The sequence below is a fragment of the Halostella limicola genome (genome assembly GCF_003675875.1).
In the GTDB taxonomy this organism is placed as follows: Archaea; Halobacteriota; Halobacteria; order Halobacteriales; family Natronoarchaeaceae; genus Halostella; species Halostella limicola.
Window position 1 is genome coordinate 131,377 of sequence record NZ_RCDI01000003.1, and the last position, 16,542, is coordinate 147,918.

Below are 16,542 nucleotides of genomic sequence, written 5' to 3' on the forward strand. Positions count from 1 at the left end.
GCTCTGGAGGCTTATGTGGGATCACGGTGTGATCGTTCGTAGGATATCGACCTGCCGTACAGTCGGTACAGCTCTGCGGGAGAACCGAACCTCGTGAGGGAAACGTACATCGTGTTCCATGGCCAAGATAATCGTTACGCTGGGCGGCGTCCTCCTGATACTGTTTGCCGCAGTCGTCGTACGAGTAATCGCTACGCGGATCAGCGGAGTCGCCTATCCGGTGTTGTTAGTTCTCATCGGCATCGTCGCCACAGTAAGCGGGGTGGACCCCCAGTTTCGGCTTTCCTCGGAGCTCATCTTGATAGTCCTCGTCCCTACGGTTCTCTTCCAGGGCGCACAGAGAACGAAGTCTGACACGTTTATCAAAGTTCTACCACTATCGCTGCTGATTCCGATCGCCGGGCTGCCGATAGCGGTCGGGTTGCTGGGTCTCCTGGGGTCAGAAGTCTTCGGCTTGCCCCTGGTGGTCACACTGCTGTTCGCAGTCATGATCTATCCGGTGGACCCGGTCGCGATCGTCGCTTTCTTTCGAGAGGCTGATGCCCCGGAACGACTCGCCGTCATCGCGGAGATCGAGAGCCACTTCAGCGACGGGTTCGCAGTCGTCACGTTCGGCGTGATGCTCGCGGTCGTCTCGGATCGGTTCACCACTGGCCAAGACCTGGAAGAACTGTTGTCACTAGCGGATCTGGTAGACATCGCCGTCGAGATCACGGTCGTGAGCTTCGGCGGTGTTATCGTCGGTCTCCTCGCTGGTGCGGTAGCGTACGGGGCCCTCCACGTGATAGAGGACCGGATGGCTGAACTCCTCGCGACCGTCATCCTCGCATACGGGAGCTTCCTCTTGGCCGAACACTACCTCCACGTGAGCGGTGTCCTGGCGACTGTGGCCGCGGGACTCGTCATCGGGTTGTTCGGGAAGGATGACGCGATCGCCGCCGAGAACGTGGAGTTCATCGAACAGACGTGGGACACGGCGGCGTTTTTCGTCTTCACGCTCGTGTTCGTCCTCATCGGGATCCAGGCCCCCTGGCGACGGCTCCTCTGGAACGCACAGACCATCGTCCTCGCAACCGTCCTCGTTCTCCTCGTCCGGGCGATTATCATCTACGGGATCACGAACTCGGTGGCCTTTTCGGGAATCGATCCGATTCCCTTCCGCTTCCAGCACGTGCTCGTCTGGGGTGGAATGCACACGGTCATTCCGATCGCTCTCCTGTTGAGCGTTCCGCGGGAACTACCGTTCCGAGAGGACCTCGTCGTCCTCGTCTTCGGCGTGGCCCTTCTCAGCATCGTCGGGCAGGGACTGTTGTTCCCGCTCGCACTGCGCCTTACGGGCGCGTCCGCTGATCCGGAGGACGACTCGTCTGGACCGGTGTAACCGCCGATCAGGTTTGCGACTCCCCAATCACCGCGCCGCGAGCCGACCACGCGGCGAGGACGACGAACGCCGCGTAGACGATAGCGACAGCGATCACCACAGTCTCCCCGTCCACTCCGGGTATCGCGGCCGTCTGCCGCCAGTGATCCGTCGGTTCGAAGAGGGTAATCCGGGCGGTCCACGCGAGCAGAAGGAGAAGTAGTAACCCCAAGTACATGCGACGGAGGCGATGCCCTACCGCTTTCCAGAACGGCATCGTCACCGTCGGGGTGACCAGACTGTCGCTCAACTCCGCCTGCCAGCCGTCGTCGGATGCTCCGGACTGGGTCAGAATGCCGACGAAGAGATTCCGCTGCAGCGTTCTCACCCGCGACCGCCAGATGTTGTACTCACGGAACCGGTGGGCTTCGGTCAGGAGAAACGCCGTCACCGCGATCATCGCGACCAGCAAGACATAGTGGGGGTTGTCCGGGCTGGAGAACGCCCACGTCAGGATCGCTGCGACGACGACCACCGCCCAGTTAGTCGTCTGATCAAGCCGCGCTCGTCAAGCGGTAGTCCGATCAACCTCTCCGCGGTACGGGTCGCCGACTAGAGAAGCGGTGTCCGACGTGTTTTTTCGAAACTCCCGAACGAGATCCGGTTCAGTCTCCGTCTCTGAGCCTCCATCCGCCATACTCGATCGTTCGGACCTGAGGTCCTACATCTTTGCCGAGCGGCTACCGTCCGGATCGGGTGGAGGAGACAGTGACCGACGCTCGCGACGCTACGCGTCGCTTCGGAGCGTTGCGTCGACAGAAATGCTCCGGCAGGGATTTGAACCCTGGTCCTTGCCGTGAGAGGGCAAGATGATTGGCCGGACTACACCACCAGAGCGCATTCGATTGTAAGAAGGTATGGTAATTTAACGGTTGCGTTTCGAAGACGCCGTGGGGCAGTTTGCCGTTCGAGAGCGACTCTCTATCGGGACAGGGTCGGCGAGACCGAACTCGGCCGAACGACGCGCGGAAAACGGCGATGCGTCTCGCCATCGGAAGCGGTAGAACACGCCGCAGAACACCCGAAAACCCGCCTACGCAACTGTCGTCACTCGTCCTCGTCGAACGGCGACCCCGCCGCGGCCGGCTCGTCGCCGTCGAGGCTGATGATGTTCTCCCGACCGACCCGGAGCTTGCTGATCGTCCCCTCGTCCTCCATGTCCGAGAGGAGCATACTGACCTTGGACTTCGACCAGCCCGTCTCGTCGACGATGTTGACCTGTTTCATCCGGCCGCCGTTCTCGTTCAGCAGCTTGACGACCCGGTCCTCGTCGGACAGCATCTCCTCGTCCTCGACGGCCGGTTCGGCCGCCGCCGCTCCGCCGGCGCCGGGCGAGTCGGTCCCGCCGGCGCCCGCCGACGCGGAGTCGTCGTCGCCGAGGATCGCGCCGTTGCGCCGCAGCGCGACGACGGCGACCGCGCCGAGCGCGAGCGCGGCGACGAGCGCCAGAACGGGGAGCGCGTCGCTCGCCAGCGTGTCCGAGCCGGATCCGTCGTTCGCGTCGTCCGATCCGGTCGCCGCGGTCGTGTTCTCGTCGGGAGTCTCGGTCGTCGTCACCGCGTCCGGCGGCGCGAGGACGACTCGCGGGCGGTTGTCGGTGAAGCGTCGCTCGCCGGTCCAGGTGACGGTGTCGCTCGATTCGAGCGATCCGGCGGACGGCTCCCCCGAGGGAGTCACTTCGTCGAACGCGAGGCCGTCGCCCGCGTCGACGACGAGCGCCTGGTCGGGGCCGACGTAGAGGCCGTCCTCGAACACGTCGCCGACGACGACGCGGTCGCCGTCCACGCTGGCGAACCCGGTCCAGGTGAACGACATCTCCACGACGCCGGAGCTCGTGCTGGTCCCGAGCTCCTCCTCGACCGCGGCGGTCCGCGAGAAGGCGACGGCGTCCATCGTCCGGTTCGTCTCGTTCTCGCCGGCGGCGGCGAGCGCGTTCGCCTGCCGCCGGAAGTCGTCGTACAGCTGCGTCTCGTTCTCCTCGAACCGGTCGGCGAACGTCCGGAACTGCTCGGTTTCGGAGTCGTTCGTCAGGCGGCGTTCGTAGTGGAACGTCCAGCGCGCGGAGCCGTTCGCGTGCACCTCGATTCGGAACTCCGTGTAGTCGAACTGCTGCGCGCCGATCGAAGCGGTCTCCGCGCCGGTGTTAGTGTCGGCGCTCACGGGGGTTCGATCAGCGGCGGGGGAGGGGTCGAACGCGCCCGCGCCGGCGAGTACCGCGACGCAGACCGCGAACGCGAGAGCGACACCGAACGCCCGTTTCATTCGTGTAAGTGCAAACGGGGCGCTGTCAAATGCCTTGCGACCGCGGTCGGTTCAATTTCTCGAAACGTTAACCGTCACTTTCGATCCGACCGGCCGGAATCTGTCGGAATTACGGTGCAAGCCGATTCTTCCGATTTTTCATGTTCTCCTCGTAGTAGTCGAAGGTGATGGGGCACCACTCACTGGCGAGGTCGAGGACGCATTCGGTCATCTCGCGGATCTCCCACTGGGCGTCCGCGGCCGCCCGCATGTCGGCCACGTGCATTAGCATCCGGGCGTTCATCGACATCACCATGTTCACCTCCGTCCCGATGGGGAGGACGAAGCGGGCGTCTTCCGGGGGCATCCCCATCTCCAGCAGTTCCTGGTAATCCTCGACGGATCGGCGGACCGAACGTCGGAACAGTTCCTCGCGCTGCTCCACCGTCTCCTCGTCGACGGGACCGGACTGCTGATTGCGACCCACCCAGTCCGGGTCCGACGCGGAGGGCGGCGTGACCACCATCGCTCCCTCCTCGACGTCGGCCGGGTCGACGTCGTCGAAGGCGACGTACCGCATCGACTGCACGTCGAAGCTGACGTGGCGGTGCCGAGTGATCTGGGCCATACAGGACCGGCTGATCCCCTTCACCGCGAACGTGGCCTGCGGGTGCTCGAACGGGCCGAAGTGGCCGTGGTCGAGCAGGTGGCCGATGAGGGTCCGCTTTTTCTCCTCCACGTCGTCGCCCTCGATGGTCGACATCGTCTCCTCGAAGGACTGGTCGCCCACGAACTCGCCCATGTAGTCGTTGCGCGCCGCGGAGCAGATGACGCGCTCGGGGTCGTCGGTCGCCTCTAGGAGTTCGACTTCCATGCTATCACTGCCTCCTGAGTCGCACTCTCTCGATAAGAAGGCTTCCGTATGCCGTCGAACAGAAGACCGAAGCGATCGACGGCCGTAGCTCGGCGCATGATCCACAACCTGGCTCAGGGCGTACAGGCGTTCACGAGCAACGCGTTTCTCGTCGTCGGCGACCGGACCGTGCTGGTCGACCCCGGCGCGAATTTCGACGTCGTCTCGACGGTGCGAGAGCGCGTCGACGGGCTGGACGCCGTCGTCCTGACTCATACCCACCCGGACCACGTCGGCAACCTTCCGGACGTCGTCGACGCGTTCGATGTGGAGGTGTGGGGGTTCGACGGCGACCGCGACGACGTGGACCGCGTCATCGCCGACGGTGACGCGGTAACGCTCGGCGACCACGAGTACGACGCGATGCACACGCCCGGCCACAAGGACGACCACCTCTGTTTCTACTCGGCGGACGCGAGCGTCCTGCTCGCCGGGGACCTGATCTTCCAGAACGGGAGCTTCGGCCGGACGGATCTGGAAGAAGGGGACCGCGCGGCGCTGATCGAGAGCATCGACCGCGTGGTCGAGGCGGTCGACGAGGACCTCCGCGAGATGCACACCGGACACGGGCCGAGCGTCGTCGACGACCCGTACAACCACGTGGAACTCGCGGCGAAGATGGCGAGGGGTGCCTGATTACTCCGACGCTTCGGTCACGGCGACCGTCCCGTCGCCGCGGACGGTGACCCGGCAGCCGACGTAGGTGAACGATACCCGGTCCGGGGTGCGGTCCAGTTCGGTCCGGAACAGGGCGTTCAGGGCGTCCGCGTCGATCGTCTCGGAGAGCGGCGGTAGATCCAGCGCCGATACGTCCACCGCATCGGAAACCGCGGTGACGACGGTCGTGCTGATTGAGTGGGCGCTCTCGAAATCGTGCCTTACCGTGATGTTCGACGGCGACTGAGAGGTCGGCGCGACTGCGTCGCTTCGTGACGTCATTACGAGCAACACCGACGGTTATGGGTTTAAAATGAGTTGAACGTTCCCGGTTTCTGACCACCTACAATCAGTGCTTGAACGGCGTTTTCGGGGCCGCCGAGCGCGGTTCCCTCCGTCGATATCCGATATTTGACTGTTTTCCGAGGTCAGGATGGAACCTCACTCCAGCGCGGCGGCGATCACCGCATCGAGCGCGACCTCGTAGGCGTCGGCGGCGGCCGCCGGATCCGACCGTTCGGCGTCCGGGAGCGCAGGGAGCGAGACGGTCGCCGCGGGGGAGAGGTGATCGACCACGTCAGGGACGGTCTCTTCCAGAGACCCCTCGCGCGCGCTGCCGCCGGCGACATCGCAGGCCGTCAGGTAGCGGTCGCCGTCGTACACCCGGACCCGAGCGGGCTCGACGGCCGCGACGGCGTCGAAGGGGACGCCGGTAAGGGGCCGGGCAACGTCGGCGTAGGACTCGACGACGGCGCGGTCCCGGTCGCGGACGCGGTCCGCGAGGCGCTCGAACGACGGCAGGTATCGCTCGCGCGTGACGGCGTCGAGTGCCTCCACCGAGTCGACCGCCGCGGCGTCCCCCACCGGAAGTCCCGCTGCGACGGGGTCGGGGACGTCCGCGGCGGCGTTGACGACGAACTCGTCGGCCCGCGCGCCGTCCGTCCGGTCTCCCTCAGCTGACGACGGGCGAACCCGGTCGAGCACGAACCGCCTGCGGGCCCGCCCGACGAGGCCGGTTCCCGGTCCCGGTGACGGCCGCCACAGGCGGTGGACGGGATTTATCTCCTCCGGCGCGACCGGGGCCGCGCTCGCGGCCGCGAGGCGCTTCGCGTCCTTCCCGTAGAGCCGGCCGTCCGCGACCGCTCGGCGGACGTCGTCGTGGTCGAACCAGTAGTCGTTGCCGGCGCGGGGCTTGAAGCCGACGCCGCCGATCCGCTCCAAGAGGGCGGTCGAGAACGTCGTCTTGCCGGCGTCGACGCGGTCGCCTCCGACGACGAGGACCCTCATTCCTTCAGGCCGTAGTACCCCGGCTCCTCCTCGTCGCGGGGCTCCCCGACGACGAGGTCGTCGGCGTTGCGCATGATCCACGGGATGGCCCAGTCCAGCAGGACGTCCTCGGTCTCGACGTCGATCTCGGCGTCGGGGTCGAGCTCCTGGAGCATGCGGGCGATCTCGTAGACGGTGTACATCCGGTCCGGCTCCAGCAGTTCCTCGGCGGTGTAGAAGTCACAGGGGTGGAGCTGGTCGAACTCGTCTTTCGAAACGGGCATGCACCCGGCTACGCGCGGTGTCCGGGTAAATCGTGCGATGTCGAGGGCAGGAGCCGGGGCGGACAGCCCCGGAGCGGCTGACAGTAGCGAGCGGGACCGAACGTCGGCGGACGACCTCGACCACCGGCGGACGGTTGTGCGCCGCGTCCGCACACGGATCCAGTCGGTTTCGACGGCATAAGTATATCGGTCAGAATCCATATAGGACAACGGAGTGGGGGGATCCGCTCGGGAGTCACAGCGCGTCGTCGAGCTTCTCGACGGGGTGCGGCGGGCGAGACTCGCCCTCGCGGTCGCCGAGTTGCGTCCGACACGACGCGCCGGGCGCGACGACTGTGTCGGCGTCGCTCTCGGCGACCTGGTCGAAGAGGATCCGGCCGACGTCCTTCGAGAGGTCGTAGTGCTCGGCCTCGTAGCCGAAGCTCCCGGCCATGCCGCAACAGCCGCTGTCGAGCGGGTCGACGGCGTACCCCGCGCGGCGGAGGACGCCGACGGCGTGGTGGTCCGTCCCCAGCGCCTTCTGGTGGCAGTGGCCGTGGTACGCGAGCGACTCGTCGGGCGCGTCGAACACCACCCGTTCGTCGACCCGCGCCCGGTCGAGGTACTCGCAGACGCCGCGCGCGCTCGCGGCGACCGCCTCCGCCGCCTCGCGCCGCCGGTCGCCGACCAGGTCGGGGGCTTCGTCCTGTACCATCGCGGCGTCGGACGGTTCGACGAACAGGAGCGACCGCCCGGACTCGACCCGCGGCGCGACGGCGTCGACGAGCGCACCGGCGCGGTCGGCCGCGACGTCCAGCACCCCCTGCGAGTAGGCCGCCCGCCCGGTCGGCCCGACGGTGGTCAGCTCGACCCTGACGTCCGCCGCTTCGAGGACCCGCACCGCCGCTTTCCCGGGCGCCGGATAGCTGTAGTTCGTGTACGTGTCCGGGAACAGGACGACGGTGTCGACGGCGTCGCCGGGGTCGACGCGCGGACCGCCCCGCGCCTCGTACCAGTCTTCGAGGCTCTTCCGGCGGAACCGGGGGAACGGACGCTCGCTCGCCAGCCCGACCCGTTCCGCGAGTGCGTCCGCACCGGGGGCCTTCTGGAGCCAGTTGGACAGCGGCGCGGTCTTGCTCCCCAGCGCCGCGAGGCGGTCGACGTTGGCGAACAGGCGCTCGCGGAGGCTCGTCCCCTCGCGCTCGTGGTGCTCGTGTTTCAGTTCGGCCTTCAGCTTCGCCATGTCGACGCCGGTCGGGCAGTCGCTCTTGCAGGCCTTGCAGCCGACACAGAGGTCGAGCACCGTCTCCTGGAACCGGTCGCTGTACAGCTCGTCGCGGGGGAGTTCGCCGCTGATGCCCGCCCGGAGGAGGTTCGCCCGGCCGCGCGTGGTGGCGATCTCCTCGTCGGTGGCGCGGTAGGTGGGACACATCGTGTCGGACTCCGTCTGCCGGCACGTGCCGCAGCCGTTGCAGAGTTCGACGAGTTCGCCGTAGCCGCCCTCCTCGGAGAAGTCTTGCACCGTCTTCGGTTCGATCGTCGAGTACGCCGGGCCGTAGCGGAGGTGCTCGCGGATGTCGGTGGGGTCGTCGTCGCGGAACACGACCTTGCCGGGGTTCAGCCGCCAGTCCGGGTCGAACGCGGACTTCACCGCCTTGAACGCGTTCCACAGCTGCGGCCCGTACAGCTTCGGGTTGAACTGCGTCCGGGCGAGGCCGTCGCCGTGCTCGCCGGAGAAGGAGCCGTCGTACTCGGCGACGAGCGAGGTGACGTCCTCGGCGATGGCGCGCATAGTCTCGACGCCCTCCTCCTCTTTCAGGTTCAGGATCGGCCGGATGTGGAGCGTTCCGACGCCGGCGTGGGCGAAGTACGCCGCCGAGGTTCCGTGGTCGTCGAGTATCTCCCGGAACCCCTCGACGTACTCCGCGAGGTCGTCGGGCGGCACGGAGGCGTCCTCGACGAACGGGTACGGTTTCGGGTCGCCGTCGAGGCTCATCAGCAGCGGGATGGCCGCCTTCCGGAGCTTCCAGATCTTCTCCTGCTCGTCGGGCTCGAACGCGGCCAGCGCGTCGAACGCGGGGCCGCCCGCGAGGAGTCGCTCGTCGGCCGCGTCGACCGCCGCGGGGAGGTCGTCGTGCAGTTCGTCGTCGAACTCGACCATCAGCGCCGCGGCGGCGCGGTCGGGGATCGGGTCGGCGTACTCCGCGTATTCCGCCGACTCGCCGGCGAGGCGGAACACCTCGTCGTCCATCAACTCGACCGCGCTGGGGTCGAGATCGAGCGCCTCGGGCACGGCGCGCATCGCGTCGACGAGGTCGTCGTAGCAGTACAGCGCCAGCGCCGTCTCGTCGGGCTTCGAGACGAGCGACAGCGTCGCCTCCACGACGACGCCCAGCGTCCCCTCCGCGCCGACCAGCAGCTTCGAGAGGTTGATCACCCGATCCCCGTCCTCCTCGCGGATCACCTTCTGGAGGTTGTAGCCGCTGACCGTCCGCTTCAGGTCGGGGTAGCGGTCCGCGATCTCGTCGGCGTTGTCCTCGACGACGGCGCGGACGGTCCGGTAGATCGCCGCCTCGCGGTCGTCCTTTCCCACGATCGCGTCCCACTCGTCGCTGTCGAGGGCGACGTCGCGGGTCCGGATCGCGGTCCCGTCCGCAAGGACGACCCGGAGTTCGTCCACGTACGCGTCGGTGATGCCGTACCGGACGGAGTGCGCGCCGGTCGAGTTGTTGCCGATGCCGCCCCCGACCGTCGCCCGGTTCGACGAGGCCGGGTCGGGCGCGAACTTCAGTCCGTACTGCGCGAGGTGGGCGTCGAGGTCGTCCTGGACGACCCCCGGCTGCACCGTCGCCTCCATCGCCTCGGGGTCCACGTCCACGACGGCGTCCATGTGCCGGGAGAGGTCGAGGACGAGACAGCCCGGACCGACCGCCTGCCCGGCCAGCGAGGAGCCGGCGCCCCGCGGGAGGACGGGAACCTCGTGGTCGCCGGCCACCCGGACGGCGGCCGCCACGTCGTCGGCGTCCCGCGGGAACGCCACGCCGGCGGGGCGGGCCTGATAGACGCTGCCGTCGGTCGCGTACAGGACCTGCGAGTACTCGTCGAAGCGGACCTCGCCGTCCACCGCCGCCCGCAGGTCCTCAGCGAGCGCGGCGAACTCGTCGACGTCGGGACCGGCGAAGCTTGGAGCGCGGTCGTCGGCGGCCATAGTCGCGGCACGCCGTCCACGGTCATGAAAGTATGCCTACCGGTAGCACGGATCGCGCTCGAACCGACTATCGACGACCGACCGCTCCGGCGCGAAAAAAAGCGTAGGTTACCGACTCGTCGCTTACTCGAACAGCTGGGCGACGTCCTGGTAGTTGCTCGCGACCTCGTCCCAGTCGACCACGTCGAAGAAGCCGTCGATGAAGCTACCGCGGTCCGGACCGTAGTCGTAGTAGTAGGAGTGTTCCCAGACGTCGAGCGCCATGATCGGGTGCGCGCCCCACAGCGCGTGCAGGTCGTGGCGGTCGACCTTCAGGTTGCGCAGCTGCTTGGCGACGGGGTCGTAGACGAGCAGCGCCCAGCCGCCCGCGGCGCCCGCTGCGGCCTCGAACTCGCCCTTCCAGGCCTCGTAGGAGCCGAAGTCCTCCTCGATGCGGTCGGCGAGTTCGCCCTCGGGCTCGCCGCCGCCGTCCGGGCTCATGTTCTCCCAGAACAGCGTGTGGAGATAGTGGCCACAGCCGTTGTGGGTGACGTTCTCCATCGCGGCGGGCGTCGACTCGAAGTCGCCCTCCTGACGGTTCTGTTCGAGCTCCTCCTCGGCGCTGTTGAGCCCGTTGACGTACCCCTGATGGTGGGTGTCGTGATGCCAGGTGAGTACCTGCTCGCTGAGCGCCGGTTCCAGAGCGTCGTAATCGTACGGCAGTGGTGGTAGTTCGTGGTCGGACATAGTAAATTCCTCCACGAGTCTCTTCTCCGCATCGCTTGTTAAAACTACATGAACCGGTCACCCTATCCGAAAATATATTTCAGTAAATAACTTTACAAGTGGTCGAACCCCTCCGGTGCTCCTGCGCTCAGTCGTCGGTACCGCCGTCGCCTCGCATCGCGCGGAGCAACGTGCCGCCCGCGAGCCCGCCTAGTCCGACGAGCGCGCCGAACCCCGGCATACCGGTTCCCGTGTCGGTGTCGTCGGTCTCGTTCGGGTTCTCGACGGCCGGACCGGCGGTCCCCTCGACGCTCGGGGCGTTCGGGACCGCCTCCCCGGTCAGCCGGATCATGCTGCTCTCGCAGGGACCCGTTTTCGAGACGATGAACGGCGTTCCCCGCTCGATATCGTCCGCACCGCTGTCGGTGAAGACGTTCACCTCGGTCTGCTGGGGATCGTCCCGGAGGTTGTCGATCAGCAGTCCGTTGTACATGACCGACTCCTCGACGGACCAGTCCACCGTGCAGTTCGATATCGACTGCGGCGGGTCGGGCTGGTCGTTCGGCCTGTACGTGACGACCACGAACTGGCCGGCGTAGTTGCCCTCCCAGGGGCCGCCCTGTTCCTCGATCAGCAGCTCCCGCGTCCGAAGCGATCCCCCTTCGCCCTCCGACTCGTCCGTGGTCGTCTCGGTCGCCGTCGTAGTCTCGCCCTCGGTCGTCGTCTCGGTTCCTCTGCTTTCCGCCTCCGGCACCGGCTCTCCGGTGAGACGGACCCAGGTGTCCCCGCAGTCGCCCACGGCGGTAACGCGGAACGGGGTCCCCCGCTCTATCGACGGCGCTTCGCCGTCGGTGAAGACCGTCACGTTCGTCTTCTGCGGGTCATCGCTGACGCGGTCGACCAGGATCCCGTGGTACTGGACCGCTCGGTCGGCCCACTCCACGTCGCAGTTCGCGATCGAGTCGGGAGCGTTCGTCTGGTTGCCCGGTTTGAAAGTCACGACCACGAACTGGTCCCGGTAGTTCCCCTCCCAGGGTTCCCCCTGCTCCTCGATCACCATTTCCCGCTGGCCCTGTGATTCCTGTGCCCCCGCCGTTGCCGCCGTCAGCCCGATACCCCCTGCCGTCGCTCCGACGCCTGCGAGAAACGTCCGCCTGTTGATCGATGCTACGCTTCGCTGGTCGGTGGAGTCGGTAACGCCTTCCCCCATGGGGTTTCGTGGGGTTCCGAGACCCTAACGCTTGGCCAGCCTGTCAGCGGTTTCGGGAAAGGCGCAGCGACGGCCTCGGTCACTCCCCCCTTGCCGCCTCGAACGTCGCGAGCGCCGCCTCGCGGCGCTCCGCGTGGTCGACGATCGGCGCGGGGTAGTCCGCCGCGACCCGCTCGCGCTCCGCCGGCGAGAGCTCGGGCCAGTCGTGGATCGCCTCGGCGGTCGCGTCGGCGAGTTCCGGGACGTACTCCCGCACGTACTCGCCGTCGGGGTCGAAGCGCTCGCCCTGTGTCGTCGGGTTGAAGATCCGGAAGTACGGCTGCGCGTCGGTGCCGGTGGAGGCGGCCCACTGCCACCCGCCGGCGTCGTTCGCCGGGTCGTGGTCGACGAGTCGCTCGCGGAACCAGTCGTACCCCTCGCGCCAGTCGATCAGGAGGTCCTTCGTGAGGAACGAGGCGACGATCATCCGCACGCGGTTGTGCATCCACCCCTCTTCGCGAAGCTGGCGCATCCCGGCGTCGACGATAGGGTAGCCCGTCTCGCCGTCCTTCCACGCCCGCAGGGCCGTCGAGTCCGCCCGCCACTCGATCGGGTTCTCGTAGGTCTTGTAGTTCTCCGTCACCGTCTGGGGGTCGTAGAAGAGGACGTGCGCGTAGAACTCCCGCCAGGCGAGCTGTCGCCGGAACTCTTCGACCGACTCCCGGTCCGCCTCGCTCTCGGCGTCGGCCATCGCGGCCTCGGTGGCGGCGTACACCGCTCGCACCCCTATCGTCCCCCACTTGAGGTGCGGCGACAGCCGCGAGGTGGCCGCGTCGGCGGGGTAGTCCCGTCGCTCGTCGTACCGGTAGATAGCGTCGTCGGTGAACGCGTCGAGGCGCTCGCGGGCGCGGTCCGGGTCCGCCGGCGGAACGTCGGCTTCGGGCGAGTCGAACCCCAGTTCGTCGAGTGTCGGCAGGGGGTCGCCGCTCACGTCGGCCAGATCGCCCGGAGACGGCGGCTCGTAGGGCGACTCCTTCTCGCGGTCGAGCCACTTCCGTCCGAAGTAGGTGAACGTCTGGTAGGAGTCGCCGTCGGCCGTGGTGATCGATCCCGGGTCGTGGTGGAGGGTATCGCGAACCGCTTCGCGGGCGACGCCGGCGTCGTCCAGCGCGCGCCTGACCGCGGCGTCGCGCTCCCGGGCCAGTCCGGAGTAATCCCTCGCCCACGTCACGCCGTCGGCGTCGTGCTCCGCCGCGAGCGCGGGCAGGAGTTCGCGCGGGTCGCCGCGGCGAACGATCAGGTCGCTCCCCCGCTCGCGGTAGCGCTCCCTGAGCGACGCCAGCGCGTCGAGCATGAAGGCGACCCGGGGCGACGACCCGTACGCCAGCACGTCCGGGTCGAACACGAAGACGGGGACGACCGGTCCCTCCTCCGCCGCGCGAGACAGCGCTCGGTTGTCCGCCGTCCGGAGGTCGCGCCGGTGCCAGTGAACTCGCATACGCCCGCTGAGGACGGACCGTTCAAAAAGGTCCGTGGCCTCGAGCGCTCGACCGGACCACCGCGCGGTCCGGATCTCTGCGACGCTGACGGCGCTGGGCCCGGGACGCCCCTTTCGACAGATCCGATACGCCCCTCGTACAGATAGTTTTATGACATATAGGGGAGAATATAACGCCGATCGAAGCAATGTCCGTAACCCACCAGATGCTCTCCGCCACGGGCCGTCACGCCGCCGTCCTGACTCGGAAGTTGGAGCCGAGGAGCAGGGAGGCGTGCTTCGACGTGGTCGCCGGCTGCTCCCCGGGTGAACGCAACGTCCTCGCCGTCACCTGGGACCTCTCCGCCCCCGAGTTCGTCGACCGGTGGCGCGCCCACGCCGACGCCGCGCCGGCCCGGTGCGGCGTGATCGACGTCGGCAGCGAGCCGGCCGAACGTCCCACCGCGCACGGCGACCTCTCCGCGTCCGAACCCTCCGCGCTCGACCGGATCCGAGCGGTCCCCGACGCCGCCGACCTCCCCGCGGTCCGCCAGGCGATAACGGCGTACCTCGACGCCTGGGACGCCGCGACGCCGACGGTCGTCTACCTCGACGCGGGCGGGGCGCTCCTCGACAGCGTCCCGCTTCCGTCCGTCACGGCGTTTCTCGGTCGCCTCCGCTCGACGCTGGCGGCGGCCGACGCCGTCGCCTGTGCGGCGTTCGAGACGGAGGGGCGCGACGAGCGCACCCTCCGCCCCGTCGCCGAGGCGTTCGACGCGGTGCTGGAACTCGACGCCGATCGCTCCCGGCCGGCCGAGTACCCGGGCGGCCCCTCGGCCGACGAGCTGTTCGACGTCCTCTCGACGCGCCGTCGCCGCCTGGCGCTCCGCCACCTCCTGCGGGTCGGCGACGCTCTCCGCGTCGAGGAGCTCGCGGCGGGCGTCGCCGGAACGGCGTCTGACGGGGCCGAGGTCCGGGAGCGCCGCGAGCGCCTCCTGACGGGACTGCGCCACGTGGACCTGCCGAAGCTTGAGGACGCGGGGCTGGTCACGGTCTCTGACAGGGTCGTCTCCGCCACCGACGCGGTGGCGGCGGTCGAACCGCACCTCGCGCTGACCGCGACGGCGGACGTTCGGTGATCGGTGCGGCTGCCGGGGTTCAGTCGGCGCGGCCGACGCCCGGTGACTGTCCGCAGCGCCGGTCGCGGGGACGGGCAGCGGACGCTACAGCGGTTCGTCGCCCTCGATGATTCGCATCGCGCGCTCGCCGAGCGCCGGCACCGCCTCCTCCATCTTCGGGTACAGCGGGTCGTCGCCGTCGCCCTGCAGGTACCGCGCGAAGAACATCTCGCCGAGCGCGGCGAGCTTGTACACCGCGAGCGCCCGGTAGAAGCGGTCGTTCTCGTACTCGATCCCCGTGTGCGCCTCGTAGCGCTCCACGAGGTCGCGCCGCGTCGGGTAGCCCTCGCGCTCCATCACCTGCGTGCCCATGCCGGGCGCGGCGGGGGCCGGATCCTTCGGGTCGCGCCAGAACGAGAGCAGCCAGCCGAGGTCCGTGAGCGGGTCGCCGAGCGTGCTCATCTCCCAGTCGAAGACGCCGTCCAGCTCCGGCTCGTCGCCGGGGCCGTACATTACGTTGTCGAGCTTGTAGTCGCCGTGGACGAGCGTATGGGGGTGGTCCTCCGGCGCGTTCTCGGTCAGCCACTCCATCACGTCGTAGATGACCGGCACCTCGCGCTCGTCGGCCGTCTTCGAGAACGCCCACGTGAACTGCTCGGACCAGCGTTTCACCTGTCGCTCGGTGAACCCCTCGGGGTAGCCGAACTCCGCCAGGCCGACCGCCTCGACGTCGACCCCGTGGATCTTCGCCAGGCCGTCGACGAGTTCCTCGCCGACGCGCCGGCGCTTGTCCGGGGCGGCGAACCGGTCGGGCTCCTCGTCGCGGATGACGTCGCCGTCCAGCCGCTCCATCACGTAGAAGTCGCTCCCGATCACGTCGTGGTCGTCGCAGGCGAGCACCGTCGTCGGGAGCGGTACGGGGCCGTCCTGCAGCGCGTCGACGACGCGGTACTCGCGGAGGACGTCGTGGGCCTTGTCGGCCGTCTCGCCCGGCGGCGGCCGCCGGACGACGAAGTCCCGGTCGCCCCACCGGACGAACAGCGTCTCGTTGGAGTGTCCTTCCCGGTGGCGCTCCACCTCGAACTCGTCCGCCGGGCCGAGTTGCGACTCCAGGTACGCCCGGAGCGCGTCCTCGTCGACGAGGCGCTCGTAGTAGTCGTCCGCCATACCCTCCGGTAGGCGCGCATCCCGAATAAACTTCCGGGACGGTTATCGTTTCACGCTATCGTCCAACTTTATGTGAGTTGACTGTGTACGATGCCGTGCGAACAATGCACACGAAAGAACCGGAGGGATCGGCGTGACGGTCGAGCAGTTCCACGTCGACGGCGAGACGGCGATCGTAACGGGCGCGTCGAGCGGCATCGGAAAGGTGATCGCGGAGCGGTTCGCGGACGACGGCGTCGACGTCGTTGTCTGCTCGCGGGACATCGACAACGTCGAGCCGGTCGCCGACGGTATCCAGGAGAGCGAACGGCCCGGCGAGGCGCTCGCGGTGGAGTGCGACGTGACTGACCGCGACGCCGTCGAGGCGCTCGTCGACGCCACGGTCGAGGAGTTCGGCGGCCTGGACGTGCTGGTGAACAACGCCGGCGCGTCGTTCATGGCGAACTTCGACGACATCTCCCCGAACGGCTGGGAGACCATCGTCGACATCAACCTCACGGGCACCTACCACTGCACCCACGCCGCCGCGGAGCACCTGAAGGACGGCGGCGGCGCGGTGGTCAACCTCGCGAGCGTCGCCGGCGAGAAGGGCGCGCCGTACATGAGCCACTACGCCGCCGCGAAGGCCGGCGTGGTCAACCTCACGAAGACGCTCTCCCACGAGTGGGCAGACGAGGGCGTCCGCGTCAACTGCATCTCGCCCGGGTTCGTCGCGACGCCGGGCGTCGAGAGCCAGATGGGCGTCTCCGCCGACGGGATCGACCGCTCGGAGGTCGAGCGCCGCATCGGGATGTCCGAGGAGATCGCGGACGTGGCGCAGTTCCTCGCCAGCCCGGCCTCGTCGTACGTCGTCGGGCAGACGATCACCCCCGCCGGGGTCCCCGACATCATGGAGAACCCCGATGTCTGACGGGTGGA

Annotated in this window: 14 protein-coding genes, 1 tRNA gene and 1 pseudogene; 4 read left to right on the plus strand and 12 right to left on the minus strand. The window is 68.1% G+C overall.

The window, feature by feature from the left end:
• Positions 1 to 118 precede the first annotated feature (118 nt).
• A complete protein-coding gene (locus tag D8670_RS13940) occupies positions 119 to 1,381 on the plus strand; it encodes a cation:proton antiporter (protein ID WP_121818734.1) in 1,263 nt (420 codons plus the stop codon).
• A 7-nt stretch (positions 1,382 to 1,388) separates the two neighbouring features.
• Here the strand turns inward: D8670_RS13940 and D8670_RS13945 are convergent.
• From D8670_RS13945 to thyX, 4 genes and pseudogenes are all read right to left on the minus strand, one after another.
• Positions 1,389 to 1,916, minus strand: a pseudogene (locus D8670_RS13945) (DUF2270 domain-containing protein); the annotation flags it as partial.
• Positions 1,917 to 2,182: 266 nt separating this feature from the next.
• A tRNA-Glu gene (locus tag D8670_RS13950) sits at positions 2,183 to 2,257 on the minus strand.
• Between the two features lie 210 nt (positions 2,258 to 2,467).
• Positions 2,468 to 3,682, minus strand: a complete 1,215-nt coding sequence (locus D8670_RS13955) for a helix-turn-helix transcriptional regulator (RefSeq protein ID WP_121818736.1) — start codon at positions 3,680 to 3,682, stop codon at positions 2,468 to 2,470.
• A 109-nt stretch (positions 3,683 to 3,791) separates the two neighbouring features.
• A complete protein-coding gene (thyX, locus tag D8670_RS13960) occupies positions 3,792 to 4,535 on the minus strand; it encodes an FAD-dependent thymidylate synthase (RefSeq protein ID WP_121818737.1) in 744 nt (247 codons plus the stop codon).
• A 96-nt stretch (positions 4,536 to 4,631) separates the two neighbouring features.
• Here thyX and D8670_RS13965 point away from each other — a divergent pair, with 96 nt between their 5' ends.
• Positions 4,632 to 5,210, plus strand: a complete 579-nt coding sequence (locus tag D8670_RS13965; RefSeq protein WP_121818738.1) for an MBL fold metallo-hydrolase — start codon at positions 4,632 to 4,634, stop codon at positions 5,208 to 5,210.
• Here the strand turns inward: D8670_RS13965 and D8670_RS13970 are convergent, their stop codons facing one another.
• The 7 genes from D8670_RS13970 to D8670_RS14000 form a co-directional block, all read right to left on the minus strand.
• The gene (locus tag D8670_RS13970) at positions 5,211 to 5,513 is read right to left on the minus strand and encodes a DdfA family disk-determining factor (protein WP_121818739.1); all 303 of its coding nucleotides are present in this window, start codon (positions 5,511 to 5,513) and stop codon (positions 5,211 to 5,213) included.
• Positions 5,514 to 5,672: 159 nt separating this feature from the next.
• Positions 5,673 to 6,518 carry an ATPase gene (locus tag D8670_RS13975; RefSeq protein WP_121818740.1) on the minus strand — a complete coding sequence of 282 codons (846 nt, stop codon included), beginning with the start codon at positions 6,516 to 6,518 and terminating at the stop codon, positions 5,673 to 5,675.
• Positions 6,515 to 6,781, minus strand: coding sequence for a DUF5827 family protein (locus D8670_RS13980; RefSeq protein ID WP_121818741.1), 267 nt, complete (start codon positions 6,779 to 6,781; stop codon positions 6,515 to 6,517). Before D8670_RS13980 ends, D8670_RS13975 begins: the two co-directional genes overlap by 4 nt.
• A gap of 235 nt (positions 6,782 to 7,016) precedes the next feature.
• Positions 7,017 to 9,968: an FAD-binding and (Fe-S)-binding domain-containing protein gene (locus tag D8670_RS13985; protein ID WP_121818742.1), complete on the minus strand. Its 2,952-nt coding sequence runs from the start codon at positions 9,966 to 9,968 to the stop codon at positions 7,017 to 7,019.
• A 123-nt stretch (positions 9,969 to 10,091) separates the two neighbouring features.
• Positions 10,092 to 10,694 (minus strand): superoxide dismutase, encoded by a 603-nt coding sequence (gene sod, locus D8670_RS13990; protein ID WP_121818743.1) that lies wholly within the window; start codon positions 10,692 to 10,694, stop codon positions 10,092 to 10,094.
• A gap of 127 nt (positions 10,695 to 10,821) precedes the next feature.
• Positions 10,822 to 11,883, minus strand: coding sequence for a hypothetical protein (locus D8670_RS13995; RefSeq protein ID WP_162994307.1), 1,062 nt, complete (start codon positions 11,881 to 11,883; stop codon positions 10,822 to 10,824).
• 79 nt (positions 11,884 to 11,962) lie between these two features.
• Positions 11,963 to 13,360 carry a cryptochrome/photolyase family protein gene (locus D8670_RS14000; RefSeq protein WP_121818745.1) on the minus strand — a complete coding sequence of 466 codons (1,398 nt, stop codon included), beginning with the start codon at positions 13,358 to 13,360 and terminating at the stop codon, positions 11,963 to 11,965.
• A 188-nt stretch (positions 13,361 to 13,548) separates the two neighbouring features.
• On the opposite strand from D8670_RS14000, the gene D8670_RS14005 reads away from it, so the two are divergent.
• The gene (locus tag D8670_RS14005; RefSeq protein ID WP_121818746.1) at positions 13,549 to 14,478 is read left to right on the plus strand and encodes a DUF7504 family protein; all 930 of its coding nucleotides are present in this window, start codon (positions 13,549 to 13,551) and stop codon (positions 14,476 to 14,478) included.
• Positions 14,479 to 14,562: 84 nt separating this feature from the next.
• On the opposite strand, the gene D8670_RS14010 is transcribed toward D8670_RS14005, so the two are convergent.
• Entirely contained in the window at positions 14,563 to 15,624 is a 1,062-nt protein-coding gene (locus D8670_RS14010) for a phosphotransferase family protein (protein ID WP_121818747.1), read from the minus strand.
• A gap of 133 nt (positions 15,625 to 15,757) precedes the next feature.
• On the opposite strand from D8670_RS14010, the gene D8670_RS14015 reads away from it, so the two are divergent.
• Entirely contained in the window at positions 15,758 to 16,534 is a 777-nt protein-coding gene (locus tag D8670_RS14015; RefSeq protein WP_121818748.1) for an SDR family NAD(P)-dependent oxidoreductase, read from the plus strand.
• The last annotated feature ends 8 nt before the right edge of the window (positions 16,535 to 16,542 follow it).